The sequence below is a fragment of the Chryseobacterium sp. GTID13 genome, assembly GCF_056172655.1.
The window spans coordinates 1,970,294-1,993,405 of sequence record NZ_JAOCMB010000005.1; the positions used below are offsets into that span (position 1 = coordinate 1,970,294).

General features: G+C 38.0%; 16 protein-coding genes and 4 pseudogenes. 8 read left to right on the top strand and 12 right to left on the bottom strand.

From position 1 onward, the window contains the following. Positions 1-101: 101 nt before the first annotated feature. The 6 genes from arsB to N4G44_RS15860 form a co-directional block, all read right to left on the bottom strand. A complete protein-coding gene (arsB, locus tag N4G44_RS15835; protein WP_474928247.1) occupies positions 102-1,136 on the bottom strand; it encodes an ACR3 family arsenite efflux transporter in 1,035 nt (344 codons plus the stop codon). A gap of 2 nt (positions 1,137-1,138) precedes the next feature. Then, positions 1,139-1,750: an arsenate-mycothiol transferase ArsC gene (locus N4G44_RS15840; protein WP_474928248.1), complete on the bottom strand. Its 612-nt coding sequence runs from the start codon at positions 1,748-1,750 to the stop codon at positions 1,139-1,141. 22 nt (positions 1,751-1,772) lie between these two features. Then, entirely contained in the window at positions 1,773-2,246 is a 474-nt protein-coding gene (locus N4G44_RS15845) for a DUF6428 family protein (protein ID WP_474928249.1), read from the bottom strand. A gap of 56 nt (positions 2,247-2,302) precedes the next feature. Continuing rightward, a complete protein-coding gene (locus N4G44_RS15850; RefSeq protein WP_474928250.1) occupies positions 2,303-2,629 on the bottom strand; it encodes an ArsR/SmtB family transcription factor in 327 nt (108 codons plus the stop codon). 109 nt (positions 2,630-2,738) lie between these two features. Next, positions 2,739-3,638, bottom strand: coding sequence for an NAD(P)/FAD-dependent oxidoreductase (locus N4G44_RS15855; RefSeq protein ID WP_474928251.1), 900 nt, complete (start codon positions 3,636-3,638; stop codon positions 2,739-2,741). A 236-nt stretch (positions 3,639-3,874) separates the two neighbouring features. Beyond that, complete coding sequence (locus tag N4G44_RS15860; RefSeq protein WP_474928252.1) at positions 3,875-4,339, bottom strand: hypothetical protein; 465 nt, start codon at positions 4,337-4,339, stop codon at positions 3,875-3,877. Between the two features lie 18 nt (positions 4,340-4,357). Here N4G44_RS15860 and N4G44_RS15865 point away from each other — a divergent pair, with 18 nt between their 5' ends. Beyond that, positions 4,358-4,561 (top strand): hypothetical protein, encoded by a 204-nt coding sequence (locus tag N4G44_RS15865; protein WP_474928253.1) that lies wholly within the window; start codon positions 4,358-4,360, stop codon positions 4,559-4,561. 107 nt (positions 4,562-4,668) lie between these two features. On the opposite strand, the gene N4G44_RS15870 is transcribed toward N4G44_RS15865, so the two are convergent. The 5 genes and pseudogenes from N4G44_RS15870 to N4G44_RS15890 all read right to left on the bottom strand — a co-directional run bounded on the left by N4G44_RS15870 (position 4,669) and on the right by N4G44_RS15890 (position 10,266). Beyond that, positions 4,669-5,400, bottom strand: coding sequence for a glycosyltransferase family 39 protein (locus tag N4G44_RS15870; protein WP_474928254.1), 732 nt, complete (start codon positions 5,398-5,400; stop codon positions 4,669-4,671). Positions 5,401-5,533: 133 nt separating this feature from the next. Next, complete coding sequence (locus N4G44_RS15875) at positions 5,534-6,727, bottom strand: efflux RND transporter periplasmic adaptor subunit (protein WP_474928255.1); 1,194 nt, start codon at positions 6,725-6,727, stop codon at positions 5,534-5,536. 131 nt (positions 6,728-6,858) lie between these two features. Beyond that, positions 6,859-8,129: pseudogene (locus N4G44_RS15880) on the bottom strand (ABC transporter permease). A 117-nt stretch (positions 8,130-8,246) separates the two neighbouring features. After that, positions 8,247-9,476, bottom strand: coding sequence for an ABC transporter permease (locus N4G44_RS15885; RefSeq protein WP_474928256.1), 1,230 nt, complete (start codon positions 9,474-9,476; stop codon positions 8,247-8,249). A gap of 100 nt (positions 9,477-9,576) precedes the next feature. Further along, complete coding sequence (locus tag N4G44_RS15890) at positions 9,577-10,266, bottom strand: ABC transporter ATP-binding protein (RefSeq protein ID WP_048502390.1); 690 nt, start codon at positions 10,264-10,266, stop codon at positions 9,577-9,579. A gap of 425 nt (positions 10,267-10,691) precedes the next feature. Between N4G44_RS15890 and N4G44_RS15895 the strand changes: the two genes are divergently transcribed. From N4G44_RS15895 to N4G44_RS15915, 5 genes and pseudogenes are all read left to right on the top strand, one after another. Continuing rightward, positions 10,692-11,666 carry a ribonucleotide-diphosphate reductase subunit beta gene (locus N4G44_RS15895; protein ID WP_040997941.1) on the top strand — a complete coding sequence of 325 codons (975 nt, stop codon included), beginning with the start codon at positions 10,692-10,694 and terminating at the stop codon, positions 11,664-11,666. Between the two features lie 114 nt (positions 11,667-11,780). Then, positions 11,781-12,068, top strand: coding sequence for a hypothetical protein (locus N4G44_RS15900; protein WP_474928257.1), 288 nt, complete (start codon positions 11,781-11,783; stop codon positions 12,066-12,068). Between the two features lie 56 nt (positions 12,069-12,124). Then, positions 12,125-13,782, top strand: a pseudogene (locus tag N4G44_RS15905) (ribonucleoside-diphosphate reductase subunit alpha). Between the two features lie 636 nt (positions 13,783-14,418). Then, the gene (locus tag N4G44_RS15910) at positions 14,419-14,991 is read left to right on the top strand and encodes a hypothetical protein (protein ID WP_474928258.1); all 573 of its coding nucleotides are present in this window, start codon (positions 14,419-14,421) and stop codon (positions 14,989-14,991) included. 6 nt (positions 14,992-14,997) lie between these two features. Further along, positions 14,998-16,566, top strand: coding sequence for a hypothetical protein (locus N4G44_RS15915; protein ID WP_474928259.1), 1,569 nt, complete (start codon positions 14,998-15,000; stop codon positions 16,564-16,566). A gap of 139 nt (positions 16,567-16,705) precedes the next feature. Here N4G44_RS15915 and N4G44_RS15920 read toward each other — a convergent pair. Continuing rightward, positions 16,706-19,889: pseudogene (locus N4G44_RS15920) on the bottom strand (TonB-dependent receptor). A gap of 783 nt (positions 19,890-20,672) precedes the next feature. Between N4G44_RS15920 and N4G44_RS15925 the strand changes: the two are divergent. Beyond that, a complete protein-coding gene (locus N4G44_RS15925) occupies positions 20,673-22,082 on the top strand; it encodes a hypothetical protein (RefSeq protein WP_474928260.1) in 1,410 nt (469 codons plus the stop codon). A 92-nt stretch (positions 22,083-22,174) separates the two neighbouring features. Then, positions 22,175-23,064 (top strand): annotated as a pseudogene (locus N4G44_RS15930) (DUF72 domain-containing protein). The last annotated feature ends 48 nt before the right edge of the window (positions 23,065-23,112 follow it).

The window sequence follows — 23,112 nt, forward strand, 5'->3', positions numbered from 1 at the left end:
TACGGAATTTCCTGCTAGATTTTTGTATCAGAAAGTATGATTTTGGAACAAAATTCCAGATATCATTTATTTACCGATTTATTTATCATTGACAGGTTTTTTCATATCAGGTTGTATCTTTTTTTGAGGTATAAGCTTACCTTAACCAATAAAATTAACACCGGAACTTCTACCAAAGGGCCAATAACACCTACAAAAGCCTGAGACGAATGGATCCCAAAAACGGCAATACTAACGGCAATAGCCAATTCAAAATTATTTCCCGTAGCAGTAAAAGCTATTGAAATATTCTTATCGTAAGGAATTCCTATCATTTTATTTATCAAAAAGCTAATAAAAAACATCAATACAAAATAAATGATGAGTGGTACTGCAATTTTCACAACATCCATAGGCAGTTCCAATATTTTATCACCTTTTAAACTAAACATTAAGACGATGGTAAATAATAACGCATACAAAGTAATAGGCGAAATCCGGGGAATGAATTTTCGGTTGTACCATTCTTTTCCTTTGGATCTTATGAGAAAATAACGGGATAAAAAGCCTGCCAGAAAAGGTATTCCAAGATACATTAAAACACTTTCAGTCACGTCCCGGACCGGTACAGAGATATTAAAATTGCCCAATCCTAATTTTCGCGGAAGAATATTAATAAATAACCACACCAGAAAGCTATATGATATAATCTGAAAAATACTGTTTAAAGCAATCAGCAAAGCTGCATATTCCCGGTTTCCTTTTGCCAGATCATTCCAGACAACAACCATTGCAATACACCTCGCAAGACCTATCAGGATAAGCCCTATCATAAATTCCGGTTCGTTTTTAAGGAAGATAATGGCTAAAACGAACATTAAAACGGGTCCAATAACCCAGTTTAACAATAATGAAACAGATATAGCTTTTTTATCTTTAAGTACTTGTGGCAACAGACTATAATCTACTTTTGCAAGGGGCGGGTACATCATCAGGATCAGCCCGATAGCCAGAGGTATATTAGTAGTGCCGGAAGAAAGTGAATTTGCCAATACGGAAATACCAGGAAAAAAATGTCCCAGACCAATTCCTATTATCATTGCCAGGAAAATCCAAAGCGTCAAATACCTGTCTAGAAATTTTAATTTGGGTTTCATTTTTAATTACTAATTTTAGAAAAAACATAAAACATTTCAGCTCCGATTTGCAGACTTCTTTCTTTATATACGTCAGTTTGCAGAGGTGTATTATCTGAAACTTTCGGATCTTCAAATGTAATGGGAATACGTTTCTCTGCTCCTGGAATGAAAGGACAGCCTCCATCTGCCTGTGAGCAGGTCATGACTGCCGCAAAACCGGAATCCGGATTAAAAGCATCATCATACTTTTTAGAAAATCCAATAACTGGTAAAGCATTTTCAGAGTATTTTACCGCATATACAGGGTTTTTACCTTCGCTTAATTTCCAGATATAAAAACCGGATTCTATTAATGTTTCAGCAACTTTAGGAAATAAAGCAGTTGTTTCTGTCCCTCCGGAATAGCATTGTACATCAGAGATGTTAAAATAGGCCGATGCCGTTTGTGCCCATATCTGAGCCAAATGACTTCTCCGCGAGTTGTGAGTACAGATGAAATTAATATCTATTGGTTCCTGATTTAATTTTTTCTGTTTTACAAAATCTATTAATGGCTGCAGCACCGTTTTTCTTTCATCACTGATTTCCTGAACAAGAATCTGCTCTATATATTCTGACAATTTAGGATACATTTTCACTATTATAAAGTTAAAATTAACAGCAACCCGAGTCCGGTGTACAGCAAGAACTCTGGCCAGTCTTCAGCTGACTCAGATTTATTTTTTGCTTTTCCTGAGGAATTCCACAAGCTTCCTGAGCTAAACAGGCGGTCTGTTTATTTTTCAGAATAAAGTTTTTACCGTTAAATTCCAGATCATATTTCCCAATAGTCTGATCCTGGCATTCCACTTCAATTTCAAAGTCTCCGATTCCCAACTTCTCTTCAGACAAGTTAATGATATGTAATAGCTTTCCGGGTTTAAGACGATGGTCATAGTCATCTGCGTTCCAAAGCTGGAAATTGATCCGCTCTTCTTTTCTGATAGTCCCTCCACAGTCGATAAAATTTTTAGTTACGCTTCCTATTTCTGTGACGTGAAAGTGTTCCGGTACAAATTTCCCGTTTTCAAGCTGAAATTCAACATTATCCAGTGTAGGTAAAATGTTTTTGATATCCGATAGTTTCATAAATGATGTTTTAATTGTTATAATGCAATATTACGATAATAGAAGTCAAAAAAATTTTAACAACATTTCTGCTTTTTAACCGTCGAGATAATGTTTGAAAAGAAAACAGCTAAAATTTCAAAAGCCTTTTCATCAATACAGTAACATATAGAATTCCCTTCAATATTCCCTTTAATAAGACCTGCGTTCTTCAATTCTTTTAAATGCTGTGAGACGGTGGGTTGTGCAAGAGGAAGTTCATTGACAATATCACCGCAGATGCATTCATTGACTTTCAAAAGATATTCGATGATGGCAATTCTTGCAGGATGCCCCAAAGCTTTTGCAATGACTGCTATTTTATTCTGTTCATCCGCAAAGAAATCTGTTTTAGTAGCTCCCATGATGTTAATTATATCGCAATATTACGATAATAAATTTTCACAACAAAATATTAATAAAAAAATCCCCGCAGAAACTTCCGCAGGGACCGCACCAATTTATAATATAGAATTAAAACTCTTCATCTGCAAGCTCCTTGTTGACAATAGCTCCTGTAAAATTCCCCTGTGCGACAGCATTGGCAACAGATCTCATCATGGTTACATTATCTCCGCAGGCAAAAACACCGGGAATATTGGTTTTATGCATATCATCAATTTTAATAAATCCGTGTTCAGTAAGCTCACAACCCAGGTCTTCCGAGACATTGATATTCTGTTCAAACGGGATTTTAGCGTACAGGGCCTGTAAAGAAATTTCTTTTCCGCTTTTAAAGATTATTTTCCGGATGTAGCCTTTTTCATGCTCTATTTTTTCAATTTCATCTTCAACTAAACTGATATTATTATGAGCAAGTTTATTTTTCTGATCTTTTGAAAGCTTCGACTGCCCATTGCTGAATAAAAAAAGATCTTTGGTCAGGTTATAGACTATCTTTGAAAATTCGTAAGCCATGTCACCATCTGAAAGTATTCCTGTCACTTCATTTTTTACTTCATAACCGTGACAGTAGGGACAATGCAGTACTGAAATTCCCCAGCATTCCGCAAATCCCGGAATCTCCGGCATAATATCTTTTACTCCTGATGCCAGGATGAGCTTTTTAGCATAGAATTTTTCACCTGTGGAGGTTTCCGCTTCAAATCCTTCATCTGTTTTCTTTAAAGCTACTACAAGACCTTCATGAAATTTTACGGTATCATATGCTGCGACCTGTTCCCGGGCAAGATCAGAAATTTCCTTCGGCGCTTTCCCATCGTGAGTGATAAAGTTATGGGAGTGTGGAGTCTGCCTGTTGCATGGTTTACCGCTGTCAATAATCAGGGTGTTTCTTAATGATCTTCCCAGAGACATCCCTGCGGATAATCCTGCATAGCTCCCTCCTATAATGATGACATCAAAATTTTTCATTTAAGTGATAGTTGATGGTTAGTTAATAATTGATGATTGATGATTGATAATTGATAGCAAAGTGGACAATTCCGGTTTTGCTTATTCGTCTATTTGCTTTACAAAGATAAATAATATTTCATTAATGAAACAATGTTGCGTTAATATTTGCCAATATTATTTAATGTACATATTATAAACTCATTATAACTGAAACAGCTGATTTTAAACCTGTACAATTTAAAATCAGCTGCCATTTATTGATACCTGTGTTTCACTTCATTGATTTCATCCGCAATTCTTGGCCGGATATCAATTTTGGCTCCTTTGAAGCTGAAAACAGTGGTTCCTTTTTCCCGGGCAAATCTATTGACAATAGAATCTGCCGCTTTGGAGGTTTCAAAATAAGAACCTGTTTCTTTCAGTTCATTATCCTCAGTGGAAGCTTCTTTTACACGGATCAGGTTATCAAATTTTTTACTAAGATCAAACCAATTGAGATAATCTGCATTGAATGAGACCGCCCTTACTCCTTTTTTGGAATAGTAATTAATAGCTCCTGCCTGCCCATAATTATCACAAAGCACTAAAGTCCTGCCGCTTTGTGAAAGCAGCGAATATTCCTTATCAACTTTTTGGGCAAGCTCCTTCCATCCCTGCATATCTGCAAAATCCTGAGGCAGCGGATGGTCTTTACCATCTTCCCAGCGGAGCAAACCCATCTTTTCATATTTTTCGGGGTGGCTGACGATGTATTTGGGACTTTTATTGGGAAAAGCAAGGTTGTACAAAGGCAGAAACAGAAGAACAGGAATGAGGATAAAAACAGGTTTAAGATACCTTTTCCAGCCATTATCAAAGATGTGCGCCAGAAAAACAGCCCCGAATGCTATGAAAACCGGATAAAGTCCAACAGCGTAGTAATCTTTAGCCCTGAAAAATAAAAACAGGGCAATAGTGATGACATATGCCCAAAAGAAGGATCTGAATTTCTCAAACGGTTTATAAAACAGCAGCGCATAAAATCCTGCTATGATTACCAGTAACGAGCCTATAAAGAAAAGGATCTGGGATTTAAAAAAACGAACCGGTCAACATGAACCAATTGCCTTTCCGAAAGTTCTTTCATATGGGAAACAACCGGAAAATCAAATTTATACTGCCAGATCAGGTTAGGAAGCATAATCAATAAAGCTACCAATGCCGCTCCGTAAAGATGGGGCTGAAGAAAGATCTTTCTTTGCCGGGTCAGCAGAATGGCAGGGATCAGTCCAAGCACGGAAAAGGCTATATTATATTTATTCAGAAAACCTATTCCGAAGATTACTGCTGCACTATAAAGCCATTTTACTTTTTCTGAATTAAAATACAGGATCAGCATATAATACATAAGGGTCCACAGCAGGATTTCCAGGGAAGTAGGCTGAAAAAGCATATTGATCCTGAGAAGTACGGAAAGTAAAATACCCGTTGAGGCTAAGATTTGAGCATATAAGCTACCTTTAAGCTCTTCAATGATTTTCCATACGACAACAAGAGTCAGTGCTCCGAAAAGAGCCGGAAAGAATTTAACCCAGAATACGGATCCCCCGAGTATTTTAATGAGCCATGCCAGCCATGAATTCACGGGAGGAACGGAAAGGTATCCCCAGGCAAGATGGTTGGCCTGATCCAGATGGAGGTATTCGTCCCTGTGGAGCTCATATTCAGGGCTGATCAGGGAATATTGCAGGATAAATTTTGCAATCACAAAGAAAATGAGAAGGAGGTAGCTTTTCTTCATCAGTTATGATGTTGTACGGTTATTTTCTATTTTAAGACAATTTATTAAAAATATTCATTACATCGGTTCGTCAATAAAAAATCCCGGAAAAGTTTCCCGGGATCAGACAGTTTAAATATATAGTGATAGTTTACTATTTTTTCTTTTCTTTAAGTTCTTCTTTATCTTTATCGGAAGGGTTCCAGACTTTCACTTCAGAGTCTTTGGTAATTCCTGAAAGGATCTGTACGTTGATCCCGTCGCTGGCACCCAATTTTACATACACTTTTTTGAATTTTCCATCAGGCTGCTTCACTTCTACAAAAGGGGTGTCTTTGCCGTTTTTCTTTTCGTACTGAATCAGGGATTCGTCCAGCAGCAATGCATTTTTCTCAGATTTCAGCACAATTTCTCCGTTGGCAGAAAATCCTGCTCTGATGTATTCGTTGTTAGGATTGTTTACATCCCCTTCTACCGGGAATTTTATGGTTCCCAGATTATCTTTTCCTTTAGGGGCAATCATGGTCAGTTTTCCCGGGAATGTTTTGTTCTGAAGGGCTCCGATCACGATTTTCATATCCATTCCCTGTTTCAGTTTTCCGGCCTGTGCTTCGTCTATTTCTCCCTGGAAGATTAAAGAATTAAGGTCTGCAATGGAACAGATCGTCGTTCCTGCATTGAATGAGTTGGCTTCAATTACCTGGCTTCCTACTTTCACAGGAACCTCAAGAACGGTACCTGCTGCCTTGGAACGGATCTGCGTTGTTGCAAGACCCTGAAGTTCCGGAGTAGCTCCCGTTTTTACAATCTGTAATCTTTTTTGAGCGGTAGCCAACTGCTGATTGGCATTTTTAAGAGCCTGCTGTTGTGAAAACAGCTGCTGCTGAGAGTTTAAATACTCCTGCTTGGAAATAACCCCTTGCTTATATAGTTTTTCCTGCATGGCGAACTGCTTCTGCATGTTATCCACATTCATTTTAGCATTGCTGATCTGCAGCTGGGAATTCACTACTTCCTGCTGAGCATTGTTTACATCAGCAATATTAGGAATGATTCTCACGGTTGCAATCAGCTGTCCTGCTTCTACCTTATCTCCTTCATCTACCAGAATTTTATCAATGATCCCGGCAATATTCGGTTTGATCTCGATCTCTTCTTTTGGAATAATCTTTCCTGTAGCCATTACCTTGTCTTCCATATCCTGGTACTTTGGTTTTCTGGTCAGGAAAGCTTCACTCTGTTTAGAATTTGATTTCACGAGATACCCGATCCCGGAGAACAACGCCACTGCAAATAAAAGCCCTAGTACAATATAAATGGCTTTTTTCCAAGTGAATTTCTTTTTCATATATCTAGTTTATTTTTACTATTAAAAAAGTTATTAGTTTATTTAAATATTTAATGATTAAAAAATTTAAACATTAAAAAATCGGTCATCAATTTCAAATTTTCAAATTAACACATCATCATATCATCACATTACTCTGATCTCAATGCTTCAATCGGACGGATTTTTACTGCACGCTGTGCCGGAATCATCCCGATAATCAGGCCAAGGATCACCATCACAGCCATAGCCCCGAACACGTTTCCATAATTTACGGTCGGATTATAGAATGGAAAATCGTCCTGATTCTGGGTCACCATATTTAAAATGATGAGAACGAAAATTCCACACATGAATCCGAGAATTCCAGACGACAGGGTAATCACTACACTTTCAAGAAGAATCTGGTTTCTTACTTCAGCCGGCTTTGCTCCTAAAGCTCTTCGTATTCCGATTTCTTTGGTTCTTTCCTTTACGGTAATCAGAAGGATATTCGAGATGGCGATAACTCCTGCAAGAATGGTAAGCGTTCCTACGATGATTGTTAAAAGCTGCATTCCCGTAAGAAAACCTGTAAGTTTCTTAAATTCTTTTCCGAGATTGAAACTTCCGAAGGCATTGGTATCTTCCGGAGATACTTTATTTTTATTCTTCAAAACCTGTTTCACATCTTCTTCCACCCCGTTTACGTTGGCATTGGGTTTACTCACGATCGCAAACATGTCAATCTGTTCTCCCGCATTATACATTTTTGTATAGGTTGAAAGAGGGATAAAAGCAGTTCGGTCGTTTTCGAATCCACCTCCTTTTTTCACTCTGAAAACGCCGATTACATTAAAAAATAATCCTTTTATATTGACCTGCTTTCCAACGGGATCTTCTTTTTCTTGGCATCAAAAAAATTCTTATAGATCTCTTCTCCGATAACCACTACATTTTTGTTTCCCTGAACATCAGCATCATTAATGTAACGCCCGAAAATAAGTTTCTTTTCAGATATTTTATTTCCCACCGAATAATCTCCGGTAAGAGAATAGGTCCCGTTTTTACCATTTCTTGACATGGATTCGCCTGGTGTACCGGTAAAACTTCCTCTTGCATTTTGAGGTGAGATATAATCTATGGCGGTCACTTTTCTTTTCAGCATTTCCATATCGGATAGATTGAGGTGCACTTCTCTTCCCTTAGGAAATCCGTCATACGGAATGGAGGTTTTCTGAGCCCAAAGAAAAATGGAGTTGGTGGCGAATCCGGAAAATAATTTATCAAAACCGTTTTCCATCCCTTTTGCAGCCCCAAGAAGACTCACATACAAAAACATTCCCCAACCCACACCAATCATGGTAAGGAACGTCCGAAGCTTATTATTCCTCAGTGAATAATAAATTTCCTGCCACGTATCTTTTTTAAATAAAATGTTCACTTCTTTGAGTTATAAGTTTTATTATATTATAAATGATCATTGATGAATGATAAGTGATGTTTTGATTCGTTTTATCATTTCATCTTCGGATCAACCAATCCTCACATTAACACATCATCATTCCGTTCTCAGTGCCTCTATCGGTTTGATCCTTGAAGCTCTGTATGCCGGAACAAATCCTGCAATAAGCCCTGAACATATCAGTGCAATAAATGCCATAAAAATGGTCCCCCATCCCACACTAGGGTTTTTAATAAAATATTCTTCAAGGCTGTCTCCTATTAAGTTAAGTGCCAATACTCCTACGGCAACTCCAATAATTCCTGAAATTACTGTGATCACAACACTTTCCTGTACAATAAGGGCGACAATACTTCTTGGTTTGGCACCAATTGCCTTACGGACACCTATTTCCTTGGTTCTTTCTTTTACGATATATACCATGATGTTACTGATCCCGATAATTCCTGCCAGCAATGTTCCCAGCCCGATAAAACCTACAATAAGGGTAAGAACTGCCATAAACTGAAAGGTCTCGTTCATGTTCCGGGCATTATTCCAGACGCGGACCCCGTTTTCATCATCAGGAGCAACGTTTTTTCTTGCTTTTAACCTGTCTTTCAGCTCATCACCATATTTAATGGCTTCCTGAGGAGTCAGCTTTTCGTTGTAGGCAATAAATGTGGTAGATACTGTATCAGAACCCTTTTTCATTTGCTGAAGCGTTGTAATGGGAACCGTGATATGCCTTTCGTCCCAGTCGCCTCCATCATCGGAAAAAACACCTACTACCTTGAACATGGTTCCATTGATATTAAGGTCCTTCCCTACCGGGCTTCCGTTTTTGATCAGGTCACGCTGAACCATTCTTCCGATTACAGCTACATTCAGCTTTCTCTCAAGGTCCATTGGCGAAAGATAGCGTCCGTCAATCATCTTTCGGTTTTCAATAACCTGTTCTCCGGGCTCTGCACCGTTGATCTGGTAAGTTCCGCTTTCTTTCCCGTATTTCACCATTAAATTGGTGCTGTATCTTGGACTGGCATCCCCTACTTTTTCTTTGTCGGTATTGATCAGAAAATCATAGTCATCATTATCCATTGTGACTGTCCTGTCAGACTGAAGTCCTTTATACGCTATCGTGGTTTTACCCGTAAGTATCGTGATAAGATTCTGTGCATCTCTTGCAAAACCTTCGGTAAAGGCATTCTGAAGCCCTTTTCCTATTCCGAAAAGAACAACAAAAATAAACAGCCCCAAAGCTACCGTAAACCCCGAAAGCACTGTTCGCAATACATTACTGCGAATAGAACTGAATATTTCCTGCCAACGATCTAGGTCAAACATTTTTTATTGTATTAAAAGATTGAAAAATTAAAAGATTAAAAAAAAATCGAGCTCTAAATTTTCAAATTATCTCATTATCAAATTTTCAAATCAGCAAATTTTATAAAACAATCTGCTTAATAAACTCATCACTTTCTATGATGCCATCCTTCAGGATTACGTTTCTTTTCGTTTGGGCGGCTACATCAGGTTCGTGGGTTACCACAATGATGGTTCTTCCCTCATTATTGATATCCTGAAGAAGCTTCATAATATCATGTGTGGTTTTGGAATCCAGTGCTCCGGTTGGTTCATCCGCCAGAACGACTTTAGGATCTGTAATCAGAGCCCTTGCGATAGCTACTCTTTGCTTCTGCCCTCCGGAAAGCTCATTGGGAAGGTGGCCTGCCCATTGTCCGAGACCCACTTTTTCCAGGTATTCCAGTGCTTTTTGGTTACGCTCTTTTCTGGGAACATTCTGGTAGTATAAAGGAAGGGCTACATTTTCAAGAGCCGTTTTGTAGCTGATCAGGTTGAAAGACTGAAAAATAAAGCCCAGAAATTTGCTTCTGTACTCTGCAGCTTTCACTTCAGACAAATGCTCAATAGGAACCCCATCCAGCTCATAAGTCCCTGAATCTTTTTCATCCAGAATACCGATGATGTTAAGAAGCGTGGATTTTCCGGAACCGGAACTCCCCATAATAGAGACAAACTCGCCTTCGGAAATATTAAGATTAATCCCTTTCAGAACGTGCAGCTTGCTTTTTCCCGTATCGTATGATTTATGTAAATCCTGAATTACTAACATTAAGTGGTGCTTGTTTTATACCCAATAAGTAGATGATATTTTCAATTTGTTACAAGAACAATAATTTATTCGAATATTTTATTGTTTAACAAATTAAACCTTTATTAACAATACATTACACAAAAGCGTTTAACTGTAACTTGAATTTTTCATTTATTTTCTGCCTGTAACCCTCCGTAAGCCATTATCTGTGCTGGTTTCATGTAAATGTGGAAAACTTTTACAGTTAAAACTCAGCCAATTAGTATTTACCCCTTTCAAAATCGTTTCTTTTTTCGAACTTTGTCATTAGTTCTTTACAAGAAACCGACACCAGTCAATGTGAATATGTTTCAAACGTAAATACCAAACCTACAACAAGTTAAGCATTGCTTCAAAGTTATCCACAGTGATGCAGATTATTTAATTTTAAAGATATTTTAAATATGGGAATTTTTGATAAAAGAGTAAGTTACAAGCCATTTGAATACCCTGAGGTTCTTCAGTTTGTAGAGGCGATCAACAAATCGTTCTGGGTGCATTCGGAAGTGGATTTTACTGCAGATGTTCAGGATTTTCATTCGCAGTTGGAGCCACATGAAAAACATGCTGTGAAAAACGCACTTTTAGCGATTGCACAGATCGAGGTGTCTGTAAAGACATTCTGGGGAAACCTATACAACCACTTGCCAAAACCTGAACTTAACGGACTTGGAGCTACTTTTGCAGAATGTGAATTCCGTCATTCGGAAGCTTATTCCCGACTGTTAGAGGTTTTAGGATATAATGAAGAATTTAATTATGTTGTGGAAATTCCTGCCGTGAAAAAGAGAATTGACTTCCTGTCCAATGTCCTGAAGCACGCCAATTCCACTACGCCAAAAGAATACGTTTCTTCTCTTTTATTATTCAGCATCCTGATTGAAAACGTATCGCTTTTCTCACAATTTGCCATCATCCTTTCTTTCACAAGATTCAAAGGATTTATGAAGAATGTTTCCAATATCATTGCCTGGACTTCTGTAGACGAACAGATCCACGCCAATGCAGGAATCTATCTGATCAATAAAATCCGTGAAGAACAGCCGGATCTGTTAACAGATTCAGATATCGAAGACATCTACACATTGGTAGATCAGTCCATCGAGCTGGAAGGCGAAATCCTTGACTGGATCTTTGAGTTAGGAGAATTAAGTGTTTTCTCCAAAGAAGACCTTCTGAACTTTATGAAGTACCGTGTAGACGACAGCTTAAAGAAAATCAACATGGAAACCCGTTACAACGTTTCCCCTGAGCAATACCGTCCAATGAAATGGTTTGAAGAGGAAGTTTTTGCCAATTCTATGGATGATTTCTTCGCAAAAAGACCGGTAGATTACACGAAACACGACAAAAGTATTACAGCGAACGATTTGTTCTAAACAGGAAAAAGCGCGAGCGAAACGAGCGGCAAAACAGTTAGTATTAGCAAAATGCTATGCTGAGCTTGCCGGAGCATATTTAATAAATTCATTAAAATAGCTTAAAGTACAATAATGATCAATGTAATTGTAACCTACACCGTAAACCCTGAATACGTTTCAGAAAACAAAACCCATATTCAAAAGTTTCTGGAAGATTTCAAAAACCTGGATCAGGAAACATTTGAGTATAAGGTTTATGTAAAAGAAGACGGTGTTACTTTTTTACATTATTCAAATTATATCAATGAAGAAGTTCAGCATGAGGTTTTAAACACACCTTCTTTTAAAGAATTTCAGCGGTTAAGAGATGAAAGCGGCCTGAACGGTACGCACAAAGTGGAAATATTACAATCAATATAAAGCAACAAAATTCCGGAGCATAAACACGGTCCTGGAATTTGAAAATATAAACATCTATGGAAGAACAAAATTCAAATATATGGTGGCTCAATGAAGAGTCCGAGCAAATGCTGAACAGAGGCTATCTGTTAAAAGGAGAAACTGTAGACGGAGCCATCGACAGAATCACTACTGCTGCTGCCAAAAAATTATACAAGCCGGAATTACAGCCTGCTTTCAAAGAAATGATCACCAAAGGATGGATCAGCTTCTCCTCTCCTGTATGGGCAAATATGGGAACCCAGAGAGGTCTTCCAATTTCATGCTTCAACGTACACATTCCGGACAGCATTGAAGGCATTACCCACAAAATGGGTGAAGTGATCATGCAGACGAAAATCGGAGGTGGAACTTCAGGATATTTCGGGGAACTGAGAAACAGAGGAACTGCCGTAACGGATAACGGAAAATCTTCAGGAGCGGTTTCGTTCATGAAGTTATTCGATACCGCGATGGATGTAGTTTCACAGGGAGGGGTAAGAAGAGGGGCATTTGCCGCTTATCTGGATATCGACCACGGTGATATTGAAGAATTTTTATCCATTAAAGACATCGGAAGCCCGATCCAGAACTTATTTACAGGAATTTGTGTTCCTGATTACTGGATGCAGGATATGATCGATGGAGATATGGATAAGCGTAAGATCTGGGCAAGAGTTCTTGAAAGTCGTCAGCAGAAAGGTCTTCCATATATTTTCTTTACTGACAATGTAAACAGAAACAAACCACAGGTTTATAAAGATCTTGGAATGCCTGTTAATGCAAGTAACCTTTGCTCTGAAATCATGCTTCCTTCTACCAGAGAAGAATCTTTCATCTGCTGTCTGTCTTCCATGAACCTGGAACTGTATGACGAATGGAAAGATACAGACGCCGTAAAACTGGCTGTTTACTTCCTGGATGCTGTTTTAACTGAGTTTATCGAAAAAACGGAAGGAAACTATTACCTGCAGGGAGCAAGAAACTTCGCATTGCGTCACAGAGCCCTTGGATTGGGAGTTCTAGGATACCATTCTTATTTACAGAAAAACATGATACCTTTTGAGAGCTTTGAAGCCACTCAGTTCAATGCAAGGGCTTTCAGACATATCAAAGAACAGGCGGAAACAGCTTCAAGAGAGCTTGCCAACATCTATGGTGAACCGGAATTACTGAAAGGATACGGATTGAGAAATACCACAACAATGGCCATTGCTCCTACCACTTCAAGCTCTGCGATCTTGGGACAGACTTCCCTGGTATTGAGCCGTTTGCTTCCAACTATTATAAAGCAGGTCTTGCGAAAGGAAACTTTATGCGTAAGAACAAATATTTAGCAAAATTACTGGAAGAAAAAGGTCTTGACAACGAAGAAACATGGAGAACGATCATGCTTAACCACGGTTCTGTACAACACCTTAAAGAGCTTACAGACGAAGAGAAAGCAGTATTCAAAACGTTTAAAGAAATTTCCCCGATGGAAATTATCTCTCAGGCTGCTCAAAGACAGCAATATATTGATCAGGCTCAGTCTCTGAACCTACAGATTCCTTCTACAATGCCGGTAAAAGATGTAAATTACCTTTATATCGAAGCTTGGAAAAAAGGTGTAAAAACCCTTTATTACCAGAGAAGTTCATCTGTCTCTAAAGAAATGATGGTGAATTTTGTAACTTGTTCAGCTTGTGAAGCATAGGATTCATAAATAATAAACATCAACATAGTTAAAAGCACGCTTCTTTGCGTGCTTTTTTATGCCTATTTGAAATCTTAACAAACTTTTAACGTTTTAATTATAGAATTTAAAACTAATTGCAACCTTCCATTGACATTGGAAATATTGGGGTCCGATTCCCTAAGCAGTGAATCAAGTCCCTAAAATACAGGGTTTTAGTCAACATTATAAAGTAATTTTGTATAAATTTGCTGAAAATTTAATAATAAAATGTTTTTACAATAAATATTTAACTGCAAAACGATACAGCTATCAACAGTTAACATATTATTTAAAATTAAATTTTTTATAAAAAAAACACTAAATAAATCAACGTAATCTATTTCATGTTTTATTAAGAAACTGAAATACTAATAAAAAAAACACAACAAAACAATAAATACCAAATGAATGAATAAAAATAAAAACACAAAAAAACACTATTCAGAAATCACTAAATGATGAATTTTAATTTAAAACAAATATTTAAATTAAAAACCAAACACAAAAAAACTCGTATATAATATAAAATAAACAAAATACGAGTATTGAACAATTAATCTACTATTGGCAAGAAATTTGCTAATAGTACAAAACACAAAAAAAATTATTTCGAAAATGCACAAAATTATTACTTCAATTTTGGTAATGGCTTCTTGTTCCATTACTGCTCAGGTGGGCATTAATACTTCTAACCCCGACCCAAGCTCTGCCTTAGATATTACAAGCACTTCTAAAGGAATGCTTTTACCCAGAATCAGTAACCTTTCTTCCGTTACTAATCCTGCAACAGGACTGGTTATTTTTGATACAAACAGAAAATGTATCAGCCAGAATGTAGGAACTCCTGCTGCTCCGGACTGGGTATGTCTTTCGCCGTATGTAGCTAAATTTTTCTACATGCCAAGCGTAGTTTTTGATACAACTACCCCAGCAACGGGACAAACAAAAGATCTCTATACTCTGTATAAAAATCAATTCTCGAATGTACCCGCGAATGCAAGAAGCACATCAGCTCCGGCCACGATCCCGTTTTTCCCTAATGCAACGGATATACACTACTATGTAACGGGTTATGATTCTTCTGTTTTCAAGATAAACAGCATCAGCAACACGGGCGTATTAAATTATGACGTATTATCAAATGCTACTTCAGCATCTTTCATCAACATAGTATTTGTTGTAAAATAAGCAGTCATGAAAAAGAATTTTAAAGGGCTGTCTCTGATGAGCCTGTTTTTTGTTCTGCTTACCAACTTTGTGTATGCACAGACAGACAGTACAGAAGTAGCAAGTATTTATGGTTTTTATTCCTATTCAAGCTCACTTATGAACGCTTCTTCAGCACCTGAGCTTACGATACAGGGAAATGCCTCACATACCGCTACAGGGGTACAGCTTACTCCCGCCAGCTCAAGCCAGTTCGGGGGATTGTTTATCAACGGAAGGACTTTTACTTCAGTAAACGGTCTTCACGTAGAATTTGAATATGACATGAAAAATGGTACTCCACTGGGAGGTACTTACGGAGACGGTTTATCTTTTTTCCTTTATGACGGGGCAGTAACCAATCCTGTCATAGGAGCACCAGGCGCAGGTATCGGGTATTCCTATAACAGGGCGATGAACACGTATGCAAGTTTAAGAAAAGCAGGCTTAACAGGAGCTTACCTCGGGATAGCACTGGATGAGTTCGGAAATTTCAAATCCAAACGTTTCCAGGGAGATGCCAGAGTGAATGGTATTTCGGGAGTAACATGGGGACAGGCAACAAGCCATGTTACTTTAAGAGGAGCAAAAGGCGCAGTGATTAATTCAAATGGTTTGGGAGACGGGTTTACAGGGTATCCGGTTTTGGTTACCCGTACTACCTTAAGCAATACCGGAGCAGTGGGCCGAATCTTACAGGCCGACAGAAGCTATCTGGCAACGACCAACACCTTGCCTTCACTTTTTGACCTTAGAAACAATGCAGGAGAATTCAGAAAAGTATATCTTGACCTGATCCCGCATTTTGTAACGCCAACTACAACAGATGGGTTTGATATCAAAGTGGATATTCAGACTGCCCAGAATGGAACACCGATCAATGTAATCAATTATTACCATTATAAGACCTCGGTTCCATATACTGAAAATGCCAATCCGCAAGTAACTGATTTTGATACTTCCAATACGGAAGGAACTCCTACTGACCAAACTCTCAATGCAACGGTTCCGGCTGTTTTAAAGCTTGGCTTTGCAGCATCTACAGGAGCGGCATACCAGCAGCAGATCATCCGGAATGTAAAGCTTACCCTTCCTTATGCCGCCGTTACCAATGATGATGTAGCTTCTACCTGTAAGCTTCAACCGGTTAATATTCCGGTTTTCAATAATGATATTGCTTACAAAGGACCTATCAGCATTACCACTCCGCCAACGGGAAGCAGTGCCAATATAGATTATTCTACTTTCAGCTTTACCAAAACCAGCGATACGGATCTTACCCTGTACCGTAAAAAAGTAACTCCTCAGGGAACATGGACGTATAATAAATCTACCGGAATTGTTACCTTTAATCCTTCAAGCGGATTTACTGGAACTGCAACAATGACTTACTCAGTAAAAGGAAGAACTGTAAAAGATGCAAACGGAAAGATCATTGAACCTTATGGTGATACCGCTTACCGATCTGTTCCGGCTACCATCACAGTCAATTTAAAAACTACCGGATGTGTCTATTCTGTTATTTCAAACAAGATGGTAACGCAGGGAGTAAAATAAAATATATTCTGCCATAAAAGCAGTATAAAACCATAGAGATTTCTATGGTTTTTTTAATACGTAAAATCCTGCAGGTCAACTCATAAAAAAGGCCCGGAAAGAACATCCGGACCTCATGAAAGAATAATATAAAGTAAAATTAAAAATTATACCGAACTCCCAGCTGAGCCTGAAACCTTGATGCAAACTGATCAATAGTATAAGGCAGTCCGGGTTTTGTAAAATTATAGGTTGGATCTCCTGCAGAGGGTTGTCCTGCCGCAACATTTCCTACTTTCGTTAATCCTACGCTGGCTGTGGAATTAAAGGTATTGGGTACAAAATATACTTTTCCCCAGTCCTTATTCAACAGATTCGTAAGATTGATGATGCTTAATGAAATCTGGATATTGTTTTTAGATTTTTCACTCAGCCTTATTTCATCCATGATTCTGAAATCAGCCTGAATATTCCACGGAGTGTTATCTCCATTACGTTCTGTAAACTTTCCACGTCGTGAGCTTAAATATTTATTCCCGTTGACGAAATTTTCATAATCAGCGACCTGCTGCTGGGCGGTAACCACTATATTTCCTGATCCATCTTTTATAGGTACAATGTATTTTGCCGCTTCAGTTGCATCTTTAAAGATATAAGCCAATCCTGCAGCCTGACCTGTATTGGCAATCGTACTGTTTACAAATCCCCATGAGAAAGGATTTCCTGATTGTGCATTAAAGTATACATTGGCAGACAACCTGTTGGATTTTGAAACATTAAAGGCATACCCAAGATTGGCAACCACTCTGTTTTTAATGGCAAAATTGGATGTTGTCAGTTTAGGATCGTTAGGAGTCAGCGACTGATTCATCTGCCAGTTACTTTCCATCGAATTTCGGATACCGTTGGTAATATCTTTGGCATCACCATAAGTGTAAGCGGCAAAGAAATTAAACCCGAAGCTGTATGCTTTTGAAATCTGTGCTGTCACATTATACCGGTAGCCTTCTTTGGTATTGGACAGAAGATAGGCATTAGAAAAATTACTGTTGATGTTCGTTGTATAAACCGGCATTTCATGGTTTACATCATAGCTGAAATACGTTACATTATCCGTTTTATTCACCTGCTGGAACTTCAGATCATAAAGCACTTTGGTATAGATTCCTTCCAGGGTAAATTTATATCCTGCCAGTGTGTAATCCAAAGCTAATGAACTTCTCCACACTCTTGGCATTTTAAAATTGTTATCGATAAGATCCACCTGTACTTTGGAAGAATTCTGCCATTTCGGAAAATTACCGCCTATCAAAGGATCTCCGTTCGCTGCAAGCTGTGCTGCAGTAGGTGCATTATAATCATAGCTGCCAAAGCCAACCCCATCATTATAATAAGCATATCCAAGCCATGCAAAAGGTATTCTTCCCACAAAGATTCCGGAACCTCCTCTTACGACAACAGAACGGTCTTCCGTCACATCCCATGTAAATCCTAATCTTGGAGAAAGTGTCGGCTTAGTGAGATAATCATTATTAAGCTGGCTCAATGGGGTGTAGCTATAAGTATTTCCGTAATTAGGATCCGCTGGAGAGCTGGTTACCTTCGGACTCAAAAGAGGTTTATTGGGAAGATCGGTATAGTCTACTCTTACTCCTGGAGATAGCCTTAATTTTCCTAAATTGATTTCATCCTGAAAATATAAGGAAAGGAGATTTACTTTATACTGGGCATACGGATTATCAAAAATCGCCTGCCTGTTGTCTCCGTTAAATGGATATGTTCCCCTGATTCTCGAAGGATTGGAATTATAAAAATCGGCTAAACTTTTATAAGAAATTCTTCCGTTAAGGGCATTCACAAAACCATAATCAATATTATACAATTCATTGTGTGTTCCTAATAAGAAGGTGTGATTTCCTGTTTTATAAGTCAGGTTATCCGTAATCTCAAAAGTTTTCTGTCTCATGTTGAAAACAGTAGCTTCTCTATCGTTTCCTAATAAAATAGTTCCGCCGTTATAGGCAATTTCTACCTGTGGAAACATGGCATTGGAAGAGGTTGGATCTCTGTAGTCATGAATAGAAGAGTACCCAAGGACCAGATTATTGTTCCATTTATCATTAAAACGGCTCTTCAATTCCAGAGTGGTGGATGAAGAGTTGTTTTTCTGAATAAAATCCATACTGGAAAACCTGAAATTAGCTCCATCCCTTTCAAGATTTGAAGCCTGGGAAAATACTGTATTATTTTTAATAGATAAAGTATGTTTATCATTGATCTTCCAATCTAATTTATTGAAAAGCTTTGCACTTTCCGAGAAGTTGTTGTACTGATCAAAGCTTCCAACATTAAAGCTATATTTGTTGCGTACAAAATCAGAAATCTGCTGGGCAACCGTATTGTTTACCAAAGCATTGGGATCACCGGCGTTATAAAAAACAGGATCCGTCCGTTTGGTATATTCCAGATTACTGAATAAGAATACCTTATCCTTTACTACAGGCAGCCCTACTCTTCCCCGTAAATAAAATCTTCAAAAGAACTTGGCATTTTTGAATTGTCTCCCACTCTGTTTTTCCCTGTAATAGAAGCATTTCTTCCATACACATACATAGACCCCGTTACATCATTACTTCCGCTTCGGGTTACAGCATTGATACTCCCCCAAGAAAGTTCCCCAGCTTCACATCATAAGGGGCGATGTACACCTGAACATCCTGAATGGCATCCAAACTTATAGAATTGGACCGGGTACTGCTTCCGGGCATTCCCGAAGTTCCTGTCTGCCCTCCCAGAGACGGGCTGAAACCAATGGCATCATTATTAATAGATCCATCGATCGTTACGTTATTATACCTGAAATTGGTTCCGTTGAAAGAGTTATTCGCACTTTGCGGTACCAGTTTCGTAACATCCTGAATCCCCCTGTTGATATTGGGAAGTCCTGAAATCTGCGCCTGGCTGATCCCTACTCCATTTTTTACGCTTGTTCTTTTGGAAGTAATTTTAACTTCGTCAATGGTTTTTTCACCATTATTGATCTCCACTACCGGCAGATCATTATTACCTAATGAAAGCTGGACATTGGTATTGGAATAAACGACTTGTGAACCATCGGAGATCTCAATATTATACGGACCTCCCGGCTGAAGGTTATCCAGGCTAAACTGCCCCTTGCTGTTACTTTTAGTTTCAAAAGTACTGTTGGTAGGCACATGGGTTACTTTTACAGTAAGTTCCGAGCTGGTTCCTTTTAGCCTCCCAAAAATTTTGGAGGTTGTTTCCTGTGAAAATGCAAAGCCGAATGACAATAAAGCAAAAGCACAGATTAGTTTTTTTTTCATTTTTTTACTTCTTATTTCTAGGGCAAAATTAGATTCCTTGCTTATGAAGTAGGGTAACATACAGTTAACATTATGTAACACAAAGTTTAATATTTCCTTAAAAAAAATTAATGACATTCAATAATCATCTAATTCAGGAGTATTTTAAGCCTATTGAAATCAGCATACTCTGATTGTTAAAGACTTTTTATGATGTGAACACAATGTGAACAAGAATTATATTTCGGATTGTTTAAGAAATTGAGCATCACTTTTTTCAGAAAACCAACTCTGACACTTATATGCTTTTATCGTGTTTTTATTATGCTTCTAATAGATTATTTACTATATAGTTAAAAATAAAAATCACTTTTATAAAAATATTTATTAACTTTATACCGAGAAAAATACACACACATATGAGATTAAATTTTACATTACATCATTTCCCTCCCGTTTGTATTTAATAGAATACAGATAAGATTGACAGACTCGTTTCGTAAGTTTTTGATATTAGCTGTTGTAAAAGAAATACATAGAACATTATTGACCACAATGTTTGAATAATTTGTACTACGAATACTGAATTGTAAAACTTCTACACTTATTTATTATCTAAAAAATTTATACAACCTGTACATAAGTTAGTTCATCATATTTAACTGACTTCCAAATCTGAACAATTGTACAAATCCATTTCCATCATTTAACCTGAACAAAAAGTATTAATGCATTTTGAAATTCATTAATGCCTTTTCGGCCTATATAAAAATAAAGTTTTCAATTAAATACAAATAAACAACAATGAAAAAAAGCTTATTATTTGGGATTGTTATTTTCCCATTAATCTACTCAGCACAGGTAGGTATCAACACCTCTACTCCAGCTGCAACATTAGATGTTACTGCTAAAAATACAACAGGAACTACTACCAATGTAGATGGTTTGCTGATACCCCGTGTAGACAGACAAAGAGCGCAAAGTATGGCTTCTATTCCAACTTCAACCCTCATTTACGTGAATAGCATTGCAACAGGAACTCAAACAGGTACTGCAGTTAATATAAATGCAGTGGGATATTATTCATTCGACGGAACGGTCTGGGTAAAAATAAATACAGGAAATGATGTTAATATTTACAACTCAGACGGAACACTTACAGGAAACAGAACGGTTGAAATGGGAACCAACTTTTTAAGATTCCAGAATACTGCAACCGGTCCTTTTTTCAGAATTCTTCACACGGCTACTGATGGCCAGGCAACTCTTCAGGGAACCAACCGTGCCGCTATGACATGGTCTTCCAATGCTGCTTCTTTCCTTGATATTTTACAGGATGTAGGATCGGCAGCGCAAATTTCCATCAGAGGAACTTCTACCGGACTGTTTGTTGGTTCAGCTACAGGAAGTACGGCTCCAGTAAATCTTATGACCAATGGAACTACAGCCCTTACTGTTATCAACGGTGGTAATGTAGGAATAGGAACTACAACACCGAATGCCAATGCATTACTAGAATTAAGCTCAACATCAAGAGGTTTGCTATTGCCAAGATTAGCTTTGACTGCAACCAATAATGCTTCTCCGCTTTCCGCACATGTGGCAGGTATGGAGGTATACAATACGGCAACCAATACTTCATCTGCAGGCAATGAGGTTTATCCTGGCGAATATATCAATGACGGTGCTAAATGGGGCCGTTCATTAAGTACGAGTGATGTCAGTATACTTATCGGAGCAGATGGTACGGACGCTGTGGCTACATCACCGACGATAACAGTACCTAGTGGTTCTAATGTTGGTGTTAACACTAATTTAACTACGTTTAATTTTACCTTGACCAGACCTTCTTTAGTCACTTTTAGTGCCAATGTTTCAGCAAGTTTAACCACCACTACCGGAAGTGCAATAACAGATGGGGTACCAAGACTGTATCGTGTTTATTGGCAGTTTACAACAGTACCTGCAGGTTCTACAATAACTACAGGAACTGCCTATGGTCCGAGTTCCGGTATTTATACAGGAGCCAGCCCTTCAGGTGGAACAACAGGAAATATGAATACGACTCCCAATATGTCTCTTAAGCTAATTCCGGGTTCATACACTGTAGTTTTAACCGGACTATTAACAAATATTGTGAGCTCCTCCTATAACGGACAATTTGGAGTAGCCGCCAATGACAACGTAAGTATTGTTGCAATACCGATCAAATAAAATATTTATCACATTAATTTGATGGAACCGCAGAAATTTTCTGCGGTTTTGTTTTTATATTTGTTTATAAGTTTAATTTTAAAACTTCAGCTATGAAATTCGGCCAAGTAGAAGACCCGTCAAAAATAGATTTCACCCTTCCCAAAGATCATTCAAGAACTAAGGAAATTTTAAATCAGAATAAAAAAGGACTTGAAAATATCTCCATAGGATGTGCAAAATGGAATAAAACCGACCTGAAAGGATTTTATCCTAAGGGAACAAAAGACGAACTGACCTATTATGCCAAACAGTTTAATTCTATAGAACTGAATGCTACTTTTACGGAATGCCTACTCCTGAGCAGGTGGCTGTATGGAAAGAAAAAACACCTGACCATTTTAAATTCTTTCCAAAGATCACCAACACGGTTTCTCATTTCAGAAGACTGATCGACGTTACCGAACCGGTTACCCATTTTGCATCAGCTGTAATGAATTTTGATCAAAAACTGGGAATGGCTTTTTTACAGCTTCATGATAATTTCAAACCTAAAGATTATGACAGGCTGGAAAAATTCGTGAAAGACTGGCCCAAAGAAGTCCCGCTCGCTATTGAACTTCGCAATACAGAATGGTTTACCGATGAAGAGATCTTCAATACAACCTGTGAGCTTTTTGAAGCCCATCACATTACCAATATCATAGTGGATACTGCCGGAAGAAGGGATATGCTTCACATGCGGCTTACCACCCCCAATGCATTTATAAGATATGTAGGGGCCAACGCTGAGAGCGACTACGAAAGACTGGATGACTGGATGGAACGCCTTACAAAATGGAAAAAAGAAGGCCTTCAGAACGTCTATTTCTTTGTTCATCAGAACATTGAAAAAGCATCTCCGCTATTATCTGCCTATTTTATTAAAAAGATGAATGAAGAATGGAAAACAGATCTCCATATTCCGCAAATGGCTTCTGATAATAATGGAACACTATTCTAAAAGCAGGAAAATATACTCCACTTTGTAATAAAACGCGAAAAAAAACTG

What these genes read in the sequence shown, in the direction of transcription:
- arsB (WP_474928247.1), bottom strand. Translation starts at nt 1,136, where the DNA reads ATGAAACCCAAATTAAAATTTCTAGACAGGTATTTGACGCTTTGGATT.
- N4G44_RS15840 (WP_474928248.1), bottom strand. Translation starts at nt 1,750, where the DNA reads ATGTATCCTAAATTGTCAGAATATATAGAGCAGATTCTTGTTCAGGAA.
- N4G44_RS15845 (WP_474928249.1), bottom strand. Translation starts at nt 2,246, where the DNA reads ATGAAACTATCGGATATCAAAAACATTTTACCTACACTGGATAATGTT.
- N4G44_RS15850 (WP_474928250.1), bottom strand. Translation starts at nt 2,629, where the DNA reads ATGGGAGCTACTAAAACAGATTTCTTTGCGGATGAACAGAATAAAATA.
- N4G44_RS15855 (WP_474928251.1), bottom strand. Translation starts at nt 3,638, where the DNA reads ATGAAAAATTTTGATGTCATCATTATAGGAGGGAGCTATGCAGGATTA.
- N4G44_RS15860 (WP_474928252.1), bottom strand. Translation starts at nt 4,339, where the DNA reads ATGGGTTTGCTCCGCTGGGAAGATGGTAAAGACCATCCGCTGCCTCAG.
- N4G44_RS15870 (WP_474928254.1), bottom strand. Translation starts at nt 5,400, where the DNA reads ATGAAGAAAAGCTACCTCCTTCTCATTTTCTTTGTGATTGCAAAATTT.
- N4G44_RS15875 (WP_474928255.1), bottom strand. Translation starts at nt 6,727, where the DNA reads ATGAAAAAGAAATTCACTTGGAAAAAAGCCATTTATATTGTACTAGGG.
- N4G44_RS15885 (WP_474928256.1), bottom strand. Translation starts at nt 9,476, where the DNA reads ATGTTTGACCTAGATCGTTGGCAGGAAATATTCAGTTCTATTCGCAGT.
- N4G44_RS15890 (WP_048502390.1), bottom strand. Translation starts at nt 10,266, where the DNA reads ATGTTAGTAATTCAGGATTTACATAAATCATACGATACGGGAAAAAGC.
- N4G44_RS15895 (WP_040997941.1), top strand. Translation starts at nt 10,692, where the DNA reads ATGGGAATTTTTGATAAAAGAGTAAGTTACAAGCCATTTGAATACCCT.
- N4G44_RS15900 (WP_474928257.1), top strand. Translation starts at nt 11,781, where the DNA reads ATGATCAATGTAATTGTAACCTACACCGTAAACCCTGAATACGTTTCA.
- N4G44_RS15910 (WP_474928258.1), top strand. Translation starts at nt 14,419, where the DNA reads ATGCACAAAATTATTACTTCAATTTTGGTAATGGCTTCTTGTTCCATT.
- N4G44_RS15915 (WP_474928259.1), top strand. Translation starts at nt 14,998, where the DNA reads ATGAAAAAGAATTTTAAAGGGCTGTCTCTGATGAGCCTGTTTTTTGTT.
- N4G44_RS15925 (WP_474928260.1), top strand. Translation starts at nt 20,673, where the DNA reads ATGAAAAAAAGCTTATTATTTGGGATTGTTATTTTCCCATTAATCTAC.